Raw genomic sequence first — 12,736 nt, forward strand, 5'->3', positions numbered from 1 at the left:
CGTGGAGAAGACGACTTTGGTGGCTATTTTCCTCAGTCGTTGCTTAAATCGGCTTGGCGATTTTTGAACTGTTTGCGGCAGTGGAGCAGCGCTCGGGCTAACAGTTTTTCGACCGCGCTGTCGGAAATGTTCAACTCCACCGCGATTTCCGCGTAGGTCATGCCGTATACCCGGTTCAGCACGAATGCTGTTTTGGCCCGTTCGGGCAGTTCGTCGACGATGCTAGAAAAAATCGCCAGCTTTTCGTTGACCAGCGCCAAGTGTTCTTCCGAGGGGGTTTCTTCGGCGATGTCCAGCGTGGGTTCGGTGCTGTAGACGTGTTTCTCGGTGACCTTGCGGTGCTTGATGTGGTCGTAAGCCAGATTGCGGGCGGTGCGGAATAAAAAGCCGCGCGGATGCTCGATGACTTGTTTTTGCGATTCCCTGGAAAAAATGATGAAACATTCCTGTACCAAATCTGCGGCGATTTCCGGGCAATCGACTATGCGCGCCAAGTGCTGTTGTAGTTCCGTTTGATGATTTAAATATACGGACTCGAGATTCATATTAACTCCCTCTGGCTAATCGGTTGGGCTGCCTGGCGTTGGATTGCCGGGGCGGCTCTGGCGGCGTTGACAAATCCGGGTGCGCGCGATTGCAAGCAGTGCCGGCGACCAAGTGTGGGCCGGGCTGACTGTTGGGGGGTGGGGCGGTTCCGGATATTATGCTACCGCCTCAAGCAGCAGGTTTTACGCCAACTGACAGTTTAGCCAATATCAAGGGCTTAGCCATCGCCGACGTCGGAGTTGGACCGTCAATGCGCGAAATGGCTTAATAAAAAATAGGCATATAACATAGATTAATTTTGTGACCCCTTGGATATGCCTCATTCCGGTCGGCACCGGGATGGGGTGGATTTGTTTTATAGGCGTCTTCTAATATAAGCCGTAGCCGGAAATTGCTAGCTTTCGACCTTGGCTTTTTCTCAACCGGTATTTATGGGGTCAGTATGCTGAAGTTTTTATGGCGTTCGTCTTGGGTCACGATGGCAGGCGTGATGTTGACGGGCATTGTCGCAGGTTTGAGTAACGCCGCCCTGCTGGCGTTCATCAATACCCGGCTGGCCGGCGGCCTGACCGACTTTGCCGATCCGGTCTGGTTTGCCGGTTTGGCGTTGACGGTTTTGACTAGCCGATTTGTATCGCATTACTGGCTGAACCGTTTCAGTACCAAGACAATCCGTGACTTGCGCCTGCACATCAGTCGCCTGATCTTGCACGCTCCCTATCCCGACTTACAGCGGCTCGGTAAAGCGCAATTGCTCGGGCATTTGACCGAGGACGTGACGGCTATTGCCGGCGCCAGCGAGCTGTTTCCGGTTTTATGCATCAACTTCGCGATCGTCGCCGGTTGCATGGCTTATCTAAGTTGGTTGTCCTGGCAATTGGCCGCGGTCTTGGCAGGGGTGATTTTATTTGGGATTACCACGTTTCAGCTTTGCAAGAACATCCCGACCCACTACGTGCGCGGAGCCCGAGAAGAATACGATCGTTTGAGCCAAGGTTTCTGCGCACTAACGGAGGGCGTACGCGAATTGAAGTTACACCGGCATCGTAGCGAGGCTTTTGTCGCCCGATCGCTGGCAGCTAGCGCCGAAGCGTACCGGCGCGACAGCTTGCGGGCGGCGGCAGCCTATTTGGCGATCAATCAATGGACACAACTACTGTATTTCCTAACGATAGGCGTCATTTTGTACGGATTTCCGGTCTGGCGCTCGGTCGGCGCGGAGGTGATCAGTGGCTATATTTTGGTGTTTTTATTCATGATGTCGCCATTGACGATTTTGACCAGCAGCTTGCCGGCGTTCAGTCGGGCCAAGGTTGCGTTACACAAGGTTTTACAGTTGGACGATAGCTTGGCGGGGACGCTAACAATTGATTTGGCGGAGCCGGACGGACCGCACTTCGACAGGTTGGCGATGCGCGGCGTGACCCACGCCTTCCACCGCGAGAAGGAAAACCGCCAATTTCGGCTAGGGCCTATCGATCTGGATTTCCGTCCGGGCGAGCTGGTGTTTCTGGTGGGAGGCAACGGCAGCGGTAAGACCACGCTGGCGATGTTGTTGCTGGGTTTGTATCACCCGGAGCAAGGCGCGGTCATTTGGAACGATAGCGTGATTCACGCCGGTAACCGCGATGTCTACATGCAAAATTTTTCGGCGATCTTCGCCGATTTTTATTTATTCGACGCGTTGTACGGTGTGGATGTCGCTAACCGGCAAGCTTTGATCGACGATTATCTGGCGCGCCTGCACTTGAGTCACAAGGTCGAAATCGTCGATGGCGCCTTTTCGTCGGTGAACTTGTCCCAAGGTCAGCGCAAACGCTTGGCTTTGTTGGCGGCGTATTTGGAGGACCGGCCGTTTTATGTGTTCGACGAATGGGCGGCCGACCAGGATCCCGAATTCAAACAAGTGTTTTACGCTGAATTATTGCCAGCTCTGAAAGCCAGAGGCAAGACGGTATTGGCAATTACTCACGACGATAAATATTTTCATCTGGCCGACCGCTGCATCAAACTCGAAGAAGGGCGAATTACCGCAATCGAATATCCGCAGGCCTACCGGCAAACGGCTGGGGCGGAGACGGGGGCCTCTATCGAGGCATTGGCGTCGAGCGACGGGGGAATTCGATGAGGCGAGTTACCAAATGGGGGCTATACGTCGGTTCAGCGGTATTCGCGCTGGCGACCGTCGCCGCCGGCCTGGGGTATTGGTGGTTGGCGCGCTCGCTGCCGGACTTGGATGGGGAGCGGCGCTTGCCGGGGCTTGTCGCGCCGGCAAGCATAGTCACCGATCGCCACGGCATACCGCTCATCAGCGCCGATAGCCGCGTCGACGCGGCGCGAGTGTTAGGGTATCTCACCGCGCGCGATCGCTTGTTTCAAATGGATTTGATGCGTCGTAAAAATGCCGGCCTATTGGCGGAAATCTTTGGCGCTATGGCATTGCCCAGCGACATTCAGGCGAGAACCTACGGATTTTCGGATCTGGCTCGGCGAGTATTGACCAAGCTGCCCCAGGCGCATCGCGACTATCTGGAAGCTTACGCCGACGGCGTCAATAGTTACTTGACGCAAAATCCGGTTTTGCCGTTCGAGTTCGATGTATTGAGTTATCGGCCGGAGCCCTGGAAGCCGGAGCACAGCCTATTGATTGTATTGGGAATGTTCGAGAATCTGACGGCCAGGGTAGAGAGCGGCGAACGCATGCTCAGCGTTATGGCGCAAACCTTGCCCGTCGACGTTGTGGAATTTTTAACGCCGGATAGCGATCGCTATACCGATAGCCTAATGCGTCATACTCTGTCGCTACGTCCTCCGAGGCCGGTGCCGGTTGCGGCGCTGCAAACGCTGCTGGCCCGCCGCGACGCAGCAACCGGGTCGTTGGCGGCGGCGCCGGCCGAAACCCTGGCCGGTTCCAACGCCTGGGTGGTGGCCGGCGCCAAGACCGTCGACGGCCGGGCGATTCTCGCCAACGATATGCATCTGGGTATCAGCGTGCCCAATATTTGGTACCGGGTGGAGCTCGATTATCCCAAAGTGCGGGCGGCCGGATTGAACTTGCCGGGTACGCCAATTCTGGTGGTTGGCAGTAATCGCCACGTGGCTTGGGGCATGACGAATCTGGCCGGTGATTTTCTGGACCTGGTCCGGCTGGAAATCAATCCGGACGATGCCGACCAATACAGGGTTGGCGCGGAGTGGCGGACTTTCGGCGAACGCCGCGAGACAATTTCCGTCAAGGGCGGCGAGTCTAAGATCGTGACGGTTAGGGAAACGATTTGGGGCCCGGTGGCCCGGCAGGATTTGTTGGGTCGGTCGGTCGCGATTCATTGGGCAGCATTGGATGCGGATGCGGTCAATCTGGAGATCATGGCGTTGGAGCAGAGCGAAACGCTGAGTCAGGCTCTGGATATCGCCAACCGCGGCGGCGGTCCCCAGTTGAATGTGCTGTTGGCCGACGATGTAGGCCATATCGCCTGGACCGTCACCGGTAAGATTCCGCGCCGCTTTGGCGGTGATGGCGCGGTCAGCCGTTCCTGGGCGGATGCTCAAACCGGCTGGCGCGGCTACTTGGCACCTGGGGAGATGCCCAGGGTCATTGACCCGCCGGAAGGCTATTTACTGAGCGCTAACGAACGGCGTTTTGCCGCGGATTTTCCGGTTCCTGTCGGTCATCAATTTGCACCGGGTTTTCGTGCCTACCGAATTAATCAGCGTTTGGCTCAGATGACTCAGCCTAGCGAATGGACGCTGTTTAATCTGCAACAAGATACCGACACCGAGTTTTACGCCTACTACCAACAGCTGGCGCTGCAATTGTTGACGCCCGAGGTTCTGGCGCAAAGACCGGCCTTATCAGGATTGAGAGACTATTTGTTGAGCTGGAACGGTCGGGCCGATACCGGCAGTTTGGGCTTGCCGGTGTTGATCGAGTTTCGCAAGCAATTGATCGACACCGTATTTACGCCGTTTTTGAGCGCCTGTAAGCAGGCGGATCCGAGTTTTGTTTACGCATGGAGTTATGTCGACACGCCGCTGCAAGCGCTGCTGAATGCCCGCCCGGCGGTTTTGTTGCCCGATCCCGGCGCGCGGAGTTGGGAGGCGTTTCTGTTGGCGCGCCTGGAGGCCAGTGCCGCCGCCGTTGCGAGCCGTTTTCCCGGTCTGCCGCTGATGGAACTGACTTGGGGGCGGCAAAACGTAGTCGGTCACGCCCATCCGTTTTCCAAGGCCGTTTCCGCATTGGCGGATTTGTTGGATATGCCGCGCCAGCCTCTGGCCGGTTGCGGCGGCTATTGCGTCAGGGTCACCGGACCTGACTTCGGTGCCAGCGAGCGTTTGATCGTGTCGCCCAACCATTTTCAGGAGGCGATTTTGCATATGCCCGGCGGCCAATCCGGGCATCCGTTATCGCCGTATTACCGCGATCAACAACCTTATTGGTTGGCGGGCTTGCCGCTGGCCCTGACAGTCGGCAGACCGGAGCACACCTTGCTGTTTAATCCGGTACCGGCAGCGGGACAAAACTCGGCGGCGGCAAGCCCGATTCGTTAAAATGTAATTTAAATTAAAGCTTTGACGTCCGTTGAGACCCGTTTGGGGTAAGGTTGAGCGGGGTGTAAAATCCCGTTGGACCTTACGGTTTTTTTATCCGATGAGTACAGTGCCTTGGAATCCGAAATTGAAGATGGCATAGACGAACAGGCCGTCGCTTGGTTCGTTCGGTTGCGCGCCGATAACGTCAGCGGGCAAGACGAAACATTGTTTCTGGAATGGTTGGAACAGGCCGAAACGCATCGTAGCGCGTTTTACGAAATTTGTTTGCTGTGGGGGGACCCGGATTTTTTACACTGCTTGATCGGCAATGCCAAAAAGCACGGTATCGCGCCGAGTCCCAAAAAAAAACGTTACATTGATGCTTGGCGGTATCCTGTGTTGGTTGCTGCGTTGGTGGTGTTGGCCGTGGGGGTGGCGAGACCGCTGCGCGTGGCCTTGAAAGCGGATTACAGCTCGGCATTGGGCGAACGTAAAACCGTGAAACTCGACGACGGTTCGACGGTGATGTTGAATACGGGTAGCGCCATAGCAGTTGAGATAGCCGGCGAACAACGTATGGTTGAACTGCTGCAAGGCGAAGCTTATTTTGACGTCAAACCCGACCCCAATCGGCCGTTTATCGTGCGGGCCGACCGTTCGACGACGCGCGTGTTGGGGACGCATTTCTTCGTCGATCGCCAAACCGACGGCGACAGAATCAGCGTGCTGTCCGGCAGGGTGGAGGTGTCAGAGCCCCGGCGTTGGAAGGAGACGCTAGTATTGCGCGACCGGGAAGCCGTCACGGTTTACGATAACGCCATCGGCCAGCCGCAAACGATGAACTCCGCTCTGTCCACGTCGTGGATCGACGGGTATCTGGTTTACGAAAACGAAACCCTGGAAAACGTGATGCGGCAAATTAACCGCTATCACGCCGGTACGGTGTATTTTAAGGATGATGATTTGCGGCAAATACGCATCAACGGCCGGCTCAAAATTCGGCGGTCGCGCGAGATGTTCGATGTCTTGCGGCTTTCGATGGCGCTGAAAATGACCTATTTGACCGATTGGTTGGTTATCGTCGGCTAGGTTTGCGCGAAAGTCGACAGGTTTCTTTATCCTAGTTCGAATGAAGAAAACGTGAGGGGGGTTGCTGCAGTTGTAAAAGACCTGAGGTTTTTACGTTCTTGCTGGTCCTAGGGCGTTGCGGCCCGTTGCATAGCTGACCTAGATTTGTACTCAGGCCGGGTCGTTTGAGCTGTTCCGGTTGGTGGGAACAGCGGGTAGGAATCGCCGATGGTCGGCCGAGCAAAAAAGACTCGGCGTCGAGTACCGCCGGTGCTCAACCGAGTTGGCGAAACGAAAGGAGGCGCATGGCGTTTGATTTGGCGCGCGACTCGACGCGTTCGGCGAAATCGGGCACACTGACCGTCAGACCAAATCAAGCGGCCAGGAGCGTGGGCGATGACGACAGAACCTTGCACGTATGTAATCTTTGGAGCGACCGGGAATCTGGCGCGGTTGAAATTGATGCCGGGCTTTTACCATCTGGAGCTGGAGAACAAGTTGCCGGATGGTTGTCGGATTGTCGCGGTCGGTCGGCGGGGCTGGGACAGGGCGACCTGGTTGGCCGAAGTGAAGGCGATGTTGCGCGAGCGGGTGCCGGACGACTTGGATGACTCGGTGTTTGCCAGATTCGCCGAGCGCCTGGACTACCATCGCGGCGACATGGATGATCCTGCTTGCTATCAGTCCCTGGCCGAGGTCTTACAAGGCCAGCCCCAATTTTCTAAAAATATTGCGTTTTATTTGGCGATTAGTCCCGGCGACTTCGGTAACGTCATTGAGGCCTTGAGTCGGGTGGGGCTGTTGAGCGAAGACGACGGCTGGCGGCGGGTGATCATCGAAAAACCGTTCGGCTACGATTTGGAAAGCGCCCAGGCCTTGCAAAAGCGCTTGAGTCGGTATTTGAGCGAGGATCAAATCTACCGAATCGATCATTACCTCGGTAAGGGCATGGTGCAGAACGTATTGGTGTTCCGCTTCGCCAACGTGATGCTGGAACCTTTGTGGAACCGCAATTACATCGATCACATTCAGATTACGCATGCCGAGGATTTGGGTATCGGTAGTCGCGGCGAATATTACGATAGCGCTGGGGCGTTGCGCGACATGTTGCAAAGCCACTTATTGCAGTTGCTGACGCTGGTGGCGATGGAGCCGCCGGTTTCGATGGACGCCGAGTCGCTACGAGACGAAAAGGTCAAGGTGTTGAAATCGATTCGGCCGATTCCCAAGTCGGCGGTGCATGCTCATACCTTTCGAGGTCAATATGCCAGGGGCAATATCGGCGGCCAGAAAGTGCCGGGATATTTGGAAGAGGCCAATATTCCGGCGGACAGCAGCACCGAAACCTACGCGGCGATCAAGTTGTTGATCGATAACTGGCGTTGGCGCGGCGTGCCGTTTTATTTGCGTACCGGCAAGCGCATGGCCAAGGGGCAGTCGTCGATCGCGATTTGCTTTCGTCATCCGCCGCTGCAATTCTTCCGCGATACCCATGTGCATTGCATGACGCCGAATTGGGTATTGATGGGTATCCAGCCGGATGAATGTATACGCATCGAGATGACCGTCAAGGAACCGGGACTAGAAATGCGAACCCGCACTACCAGCCTAGACGCCAGTTTTCGTCATCCCGACGAGCGGCGGGTCGATGCTTACGAAGATTTATTATTAGACGTGATGAAGGGCGACCGTTCGCTGTTTTTGCGATTCGACGAAGTCGAATACGCTTGGCGCATCGTTGATCCGATCTTGCAAACCTGGGCGATAGAGCGCGATTACATTGCCACCTATTCGGCCGGTTCCTGGGGGCCCGACGACGCCAACCGCTTGTTCGAGAAAGAAGGCCAGGATTGGCGCAGTTCCTTACTGCCGGAGTGCCGCTGAGGTCGCGCGCCCGCTTTTTAGTCCTTGGGATAGACCAACACCCATTCGATGCGCGGTCCGTTCATCTCCTTAACGACGATGTCGAAGCGGTTAAAGGCGATGCGTTCGCCGACGTCGGGAATGTCCTGCAGTTGTGCCAGGATCATGCCGCCCACCGAATCGACGTCGTCCAAATCCAGTTCTTCGTTTTCGACGTCGACGCCCAGTATCCGCTCCAGCGAGAAGATCGGCAGGCTGCCCTTGCCTAGCAAACCGCCGTCTTCCAGGCGGGTCCAGTCGCTTTGCGAGCGGGCAAATTCGTCGCGAATCTCGCCAACCAAGGCCGACAGCAGATTGTCCAACGTAATGTAGCCTTCCGGTTTTTGGCCTTTCTGGCCCACCACCGCCAAGTGCGGCGCGCCCTTGGTAAAGCGCCGGAACAACTCCAACGCCGGTAGATGCGCGGAAATGTGCTGGATTGGTCTGAGATAGGCCTGCAAGTCGTCCAGCGGCTGACCTTGCTGTTGGGCCAAAAACAAATCCTTCAAATGCACCAAGCCGAGCAGGTCGATCCGATTGTTGTCGAAATAGGGATAGCGGCTGTAGCCGCTGTCGCAAATGGTCTGCAGGATTTCCTCGGTGGGTTGACCACGGTATAGCGCTTTCACTTCGTGGATCGGGCGCATCAAATCCGAGACTTCTAGCTTTCCGAAATCCAGCGATTTCGCCAGTACGTTGCGCTCGTCCTTGGTGAAGCCGCCGCCGGCGCTGCTGGAGCGCAGAATCAATTTAATTTCGTCGGTCGAATAATGGCTGTCGTGATGGCCTTCGCTGCACAAGCCGGCCAGATGCAGCACCAGATTAGAACTGGCGTTCAGCAACCAGATTGCCGGATACATGATCCAGTAAAAGGCGTAGAGCGGTCCGGCACTCCACAACCCAATGCCTTCGGGGTTGCGAATCGCCAGCGATTTGGGGGCTTGTTCGCCGACGACAATGTGCAGAAACGAAATAGTGCAGAAGGCAATCGCAAACGACACATTGTGGATAATTTCGGCGGAGGTAACGCCCATTTCGGCGAACATCGGTTTCAATAGGTCGGCGAAGGCCGGTTCTCCGATCCAACCCAAGCCCAGCGAGGCGAGGGTGATGCCGAGTTGGCAGGCGGATAGATAGGTGTCGAGTTTTCTATGAACTTTGGCGAGAATTCGGCCGCGCCAGCCGTGGGTTTGTTCGATGGCTTTGATACGGGTTTGCCGTAATTTCACCAAGCTGAATTCGACGGCCACGAAAAAACCGTTCAAACCGACCAATAGCAAGGCGCCGGCAACCAAAACAAGAGTGTTCATACATTTTTGAAAACCACAACGGAATAGCCATTATAGCCGATCGCATCGCGACGCCGACGCTTGCGCGTTGCTTTGCGCCGGTCCGCATCGCCTCGCAAAGCGATAGCGGCTATGGGCGTCGAGCAGGGTGGCGGTCAATGTTGGTGGTTAGGTGGACGGGCTCGGACCAGGCGGCTGGTCATGTGTCGTCGTTGGAGTAGTCAAGCTAAGTCCGCTGACTGGCGATACCGGTGCCGATTTTTAATTCGGCCAGCCAGTTGATAAAGCGTTCGACATCGTTGCCACGATAAATGGCGCCGTGTTGCGGGCAAAGCATGTCGATCTTGAGGCGGCTGACGCGTTCGCACCAGTCCAGCTTGGCCGACTCAGAACCCATCCAGCGCCTATGAAAGCCTTCGGCGTATTGGATGTGGCTATCGAAGTCTTCAACGAACAGCCCTGCGTTCGCGCTCGGCAACAAGGCTGCCCCGACATCGCCGGAGAACAGTATGCTCGCTTTGCGGTCGTAGAGTTGAAAGTTGCCCGAGGAATGCAGGTAGTGCGCAGGGATTGCTTCCAGTTCGAGGTTGCCTAACAGAAAGGTTGTACCGTCGTCGGGTAGCGCGATAAACGTATCGGCATTGCCGCCGAAATGAGGGACGAAGCTAGTCCACAGCCGGCTCAGATAGCATTTCAGTTTGGGGTTGAATTCCAGCCATAGTGCTAGCGAGGAAATGATATCCGGGTCTTGGTGGGATGCAAACAGGCCTATGATTTGGTTAGGGTTGAATTCGGTATCGATCGCCGAAAACACGTCGGGAAAAATCTCCATGCCGCCGGGATCGGTGAGTATCGCCTGCTCGCCGTTGAGGATCAGGTATTCGTTGGTATCGATCAAGTAGCTGGCCTTGGTTGGATCGCGGGCGATGGCGACCCATTTGTGGGGACCGTGTTCGTAGATAAATTCGAGTTTTTTCATGAGTTCAGTGCTCCAGCGAAGCCCGTAAGGTCGTCAATAGCGAAATGATGTTGAGCACCGTTTTCTCGATTTGTTCGGCGATTTCGTTCAATACTTGACGCATATCACCACCGTGCGCGGCTTCGATTTTGGCCGACCTCGCCAAGGCGTTGCCGGCCTTGCACAGTTGTAACGTGCGCTTTGAATAGCGGTTTAGTTTTTCGATGTCTTCCGCAAACTCGTCGGTTACCGACAGCAAGGCCGCCGATTTGTTTTGCAGCGGGAGTTTCATCGTCTGTTCGCCGCGCGGACTTTTGGTTAACGTCGTCATCAACAGATGACGCTCGCGGCTGAGTTTTTTAAAGATGGCGGCTTTTTTGGACATCGCATAAGTTAACTGGCTGAGCTGAATCATCGCGGTTTCCAGCTTTCGACTGAACTGTCTTAGTTCCGAACTGACCACACCGAAACCCAGTAGACGCTGGCCGGAGGCTTTCGAGATCAGCATTGAATTGATGGCAACCAGATAAGACGCGGAAGAAATCCGCAAGATTTCCTTGATGTGTTCGTTCAGCGAGACTATCCGTTGCATGTCCAGCTGCGCGGAAATCGAATTTATCGGCATGGCGCTTAGTCTCCTAGTCAAATTGGCGGGGCATTCTACGCTACCGCGGGTAAGTGGGTTGGATCAGGTGGCGAATGTTTGAGCTGGCCCTGATTTTCACGGCGAACGAGTCCGGCCTTTCCAAGGGCAGACAGCATTGCCTATTCCCTAAGTCCGTTTACGGAATCGTTTGTCTCGACGTGTCGGCCTGCAAGGGTTACCGCGTCGTCGGAGGCAAATGAGCCGGATGATGACGCGCCGGTAAACCGTAGGCTAAATTTTAACGGTTCGACCTTCGGCGGCGGCTTGCAGCGCGGCGACGATGATGCGGCAATTGGCGCGGGCGTCGTCCAGCGACAATGCCGGGTCGCGGTTATTTAGCACGCAATCTGAAAAATGTTCGATTTCCAGCCGGAAATGGTTGCTGTAAGGTAAACGCTCTTCGGCTTGACGGCCGTCTTCGGTCCACCAGGAAATCGCCGGCACGTCGCCCGGCAGCTGCCAGACGACGTGGCATTTAATGCCGCCATGGGTGCCGATGATTTCGTATTCGCAACGACGAGCCCGCTCGAAGCTGAAATCGAAGTGACCGTAGCGGCCGTCGCCGAAATTGACAATGCCGCTAGTGACACTGTCGGCGCCGCTTTCGACGTATTTGGAAACGGCGCTGACCGCCAGTGGCGCTTGCCGGAAAAATAGCCGGAGGCTGTGAATTGCGTAGCAGCCGATATCCCACATCGCGCCGCCACCGTGCGCGGTGTCGTCGGCCAGCCGATAAAGGCGGGCCGGTCTCATCATGAACGAGTAACTGGCCCTGACCGAGCGGATCTCGCCGATCAAACCGGCGTTTATCAATTCAAGAACCCGCTGATGCTGCGGATGGAAACGATACATAAAGCCTTCCATGACTTTGACATTGTAGCGGCGGGCGGCAATTTCGATGGCATCGATATCGGCAATCGTCAGCGCCATCGGTTTTTCGCATAATACGTGCTTGCGGTGTTCGATAGCCCGCAGAGCCCATTCGGCGTGTTCTTGATTCGCCATCGGCAAATACACCGCTTGCACGTCGTCGTCTTTAAGTAGGGCATCGAGATTGTCGTAACACTGTGCTCCGGTCGGCTTTGGCGCGTATTTGGCTAGCGTTTCGGCGCCGGCGCCGGGGCGGCGGCTGGCGATCGCCACCAATTCGGCGTTGTCGGCTTCGACGATGGCCGGCAGCAGACGTTCGTTGATGCGTGCGGCGCCGAGGATTCCCCAGCGTAGTCGGGTCGGATTGTTCATCGTGTTTGCCTCGGATGAATCGACATTGATGGATCAGATTAGCAGTTTGCCCGCCGACCGCAAGCCGTCGGGTTTAGGATGGCGGTCGGGGAAGCTTGGCGGCGGTCTTTTGAATGAATACCAATGCATAAGTTCCGCACGCCCAGCTCGTGAAGAAACCCCCGCGCATAAAAAAGGCCGAAGCGTTTCGGGCTTCGGCCTTGGGTTCGGTCGGCGGGGCCGTATTAAGCCATCGCGCGCAGTTTATCGTTCAATCTGCTTTTGCTGCGGGCGGCTTTGTTTTTATGGATCAAGCCTTTATTGACCGCGGAATCGATCACCGGCACGGCCGATCTGAAGGCCGCTTGCGCTTGTTCTTTGTCACCGGCCTTGACGGCGGCGATAACTTTTTTGATGAACGTGCGGAGATTGCTGCGTTGTCCGGCATTGCGAATACGGCTTTCCTCTGCCTGACGCGCTCTCTTTTTAGCTTGTGGTGAATTAGCCATAGGGGTATCAAGTCGTTGGGTTGGTTAGGAACCGCGCATTATCTTTTTGGATGCTATGATTGTCAAC

The 12,736-nt window shown here is 55.9% G+C and carries 10 protein-coding genes; 4 read left to right on the forward strand and 6 right to left on the reverse strand.

Annotated elements, in window-relative coordinates; translation table 11 throughout:
- Window positions 1-32 precede the first annotated feature (32 nt).
- On the reverse strand, window positions 33-545 hold the full coding sequence (locus BJL95_RS08750) for an RNA polymerase sigma factor (protein ID WP_064025296.1): 513 nt from the start codon (window positions 543-545) through the stop codon (window positions 33-35).
- Between the two features lie 443 nt (window positions 546-988).
- Between BJL95_RS08750 and BJL95_RS08755 the strand changes: the two genes are divergently transcribed.
- The 4 genes from BJL95_RS08755 (at window position 989) to zwf (ending at window position 8,028) form a co-directional block, all read left to right on the forward strand.
- Window positions 989-2,674 carry a cyclic peptide export ABC transporter gene (locus tag BJL95_RS08755; RefSeq protein WP_071157211.1) on the forward strand — a complete coding sequence of 562 codons (1,686 nt, stop codon included), beginning with the start codon at window positions 989-991 and terminating at the stop codon, window positions 2,672-2,674.
- Complete coding sequence (locus BJL95_RS08760; RefSeq protein ID WP_071157213.1) at window positions 2,671-5,094, forward strand: penicillin acylase family protein; 2,424 nt, start codon at window positions 2,671-2,673, stop codon at window positions 5,092-5,094. Before BJL95_RS08755 ends, BJL95_RS08760 begins: the two co-directional genes overlap by 4 nt.
- A gap of 114 nt (window positions 5,095-5,208) precedes the next feature.
- Entirely contained in the window at window positions 5,209-6,165 is a 957-nt protein-coding gene (locus BJL95_RS08765; RefSeq protein ID WP_071157215.1) for a FecR domain-containing protein, read from the forward strand.
- Between the two features lie 375 nt (window positions 6,166-6,540).
- Window positions 6,541-8,028: a glucose-6-phosphate dehydrogenase gene (zwf, locus tag BJL95_RS08770; RefSeq protein ID WP_071157217.1), complete on the forward strand. Its 1,488-nt coding sequence runs from the start codon at window positions 6,541-6,543 to the stop codon at window positions 8,026-8,028.
- A gap of 17 nt (window positions 8,029-8,045) precedes the next feature.
- On the opposite strand, the gene BJL95_RS08775 is transcribed toward zwf, so the two are convergent.
- The 5 genes from BJL95_RS08775 to rpsT all read right to left on the reverse strand — a co-directional run bounded on the left by BJL95_RS08775 (window position 8,046) and on the right by rpsT (window position 12,669).
- The gene (locus BJL95_RS08775) at window positions 8,046-9,356 is read right to left on the reverse strand and encodes a hemolysin family protein (RefSeq protein WP_064025286.1); all 1,311 of its coding nucleotides are present in this window, start codon (window positions 9,354-9,356) and stop codon (window positions 8,046-8,048) included.
- A gap of 205 nt (window positions 9,357-9,561) precedes the next feature.
- A complete protein-coding gene (locus BJL95_RS08780) occupies window positions 9,562-10,314 on the reverse strand; it encodes an MBL fold metallo-hydrolase (protein ID WP_071157219.1) in 753 nt (250 codons plus the stop codon).
- Between the two features lie 4 nt (window positions 10,315-10,318).
- Window positions 10,319-10,918, reverse strand: coding sequence for a hypothetical protein (locus tag BJL95_RS08785; RefSeq protein ID WP_064025282.1), 600 nt, complete (start codon window positions 10,916-10,918; stop codon window positions 10,319-10,321).
- A gap of 252 nt (window positions 10,919-11,170) precedes the next feature.
- A complete protein-coding gene (locus BJL95_RS08790; protein WP_071157221.1) occupies window positions 11,171-12,181 on the reverse strand; it encodes a Gfo/Idh/MocA family protein in 1,011 nt (336 codons plus the stop codon).
- Window positions 12,182-12,405: 224 nt separating this feature from the next.
- The gene (rpsT, locus tag BJL95_RS08795; protein ID WP_064025278.1) at window positions 12,406-12,669 is read right to left on the reverse strand and encodes a 30S ribosomal protein S20; all 264 of its coding nucleotides are present in this window, start codon (window positions 12,667-12,669) and stop codon (window positions 12,406-12,408) included.
- Window positions 12,670-12,736: the final 67 nt, after the last annotated feature.

This window comes from Methylomonas sp. LWB (assembly GCF_001856095.1).
In the GTDB taxonomy this organism is placed as follows: Bacteria; Pseudomonadota; Gammaproteobacteria; order Methylococcales; family Methylomonadaceae; genus Methylomonas; species Methylomonas koyamae_A.

Coding starts and splice junctions, on each gene's coding strand:
- BJL95_RS08750 (WP_064025296.1), bottom strand. CDS start 545: ATGAATCTCGAGTCCGTATATTTAAATCATCAAACGGAACTACAACAG.
- BJL95_RS08755 (WP_071157211.1), top strand. CDS start 989: ATGCTGAAGTTTTTATGGCGTTCGTCTTGGGTCACGATGGCAGGCGTG.
- BJL95_RS08760 (WP_071157213.1), top strand. CDS start 2,671: ATGAGGCGAGTTACCAAATGGGGGCTATACGTCGGTTCAGCGGTATTC.
- zwf (WP_071157217.1), top strand. CDS start 6,541: ATGACGACAGAACCTTGCACGTATGTAATCTTTGGAGCGACCGGGAAT.
- BJL95_RS08775 (WP_064025286.1), bottom strand. CDS start 9,356: ATGAACACTCTTGTTTTGGTTGCCGGCGCCTTGCTATTGGTCGGTTTG.
- BJL95_RS08780 (WP_071157219.1), bottom strand. CDS start 10,314: ATGAAAAAACTCGAATTTATCTACGAACACGGTCCCCACAAATGGGTC.
- BJL95_RS08785 (WP_064025282.1), bottom strand. CDS start 10,918: ATGCCGATAAATTCGATTTCCGCGCAGCTGGACATGCAACGGATAGTC.
- BJL95_RS08790 (WP_071157221.1), bottom strand. CDS start 12,181: ATGAACAATCCGACCCGACTACGCTGGGGAATCCTCGGCGCCGCACGC.
- rpsT (WP_064025278.1), bottom strand. CDS start 12,669: ATGGCTAATTCACCACAAGCTAAAAAGAGAGCGCGTCAGGCAGAGGAA.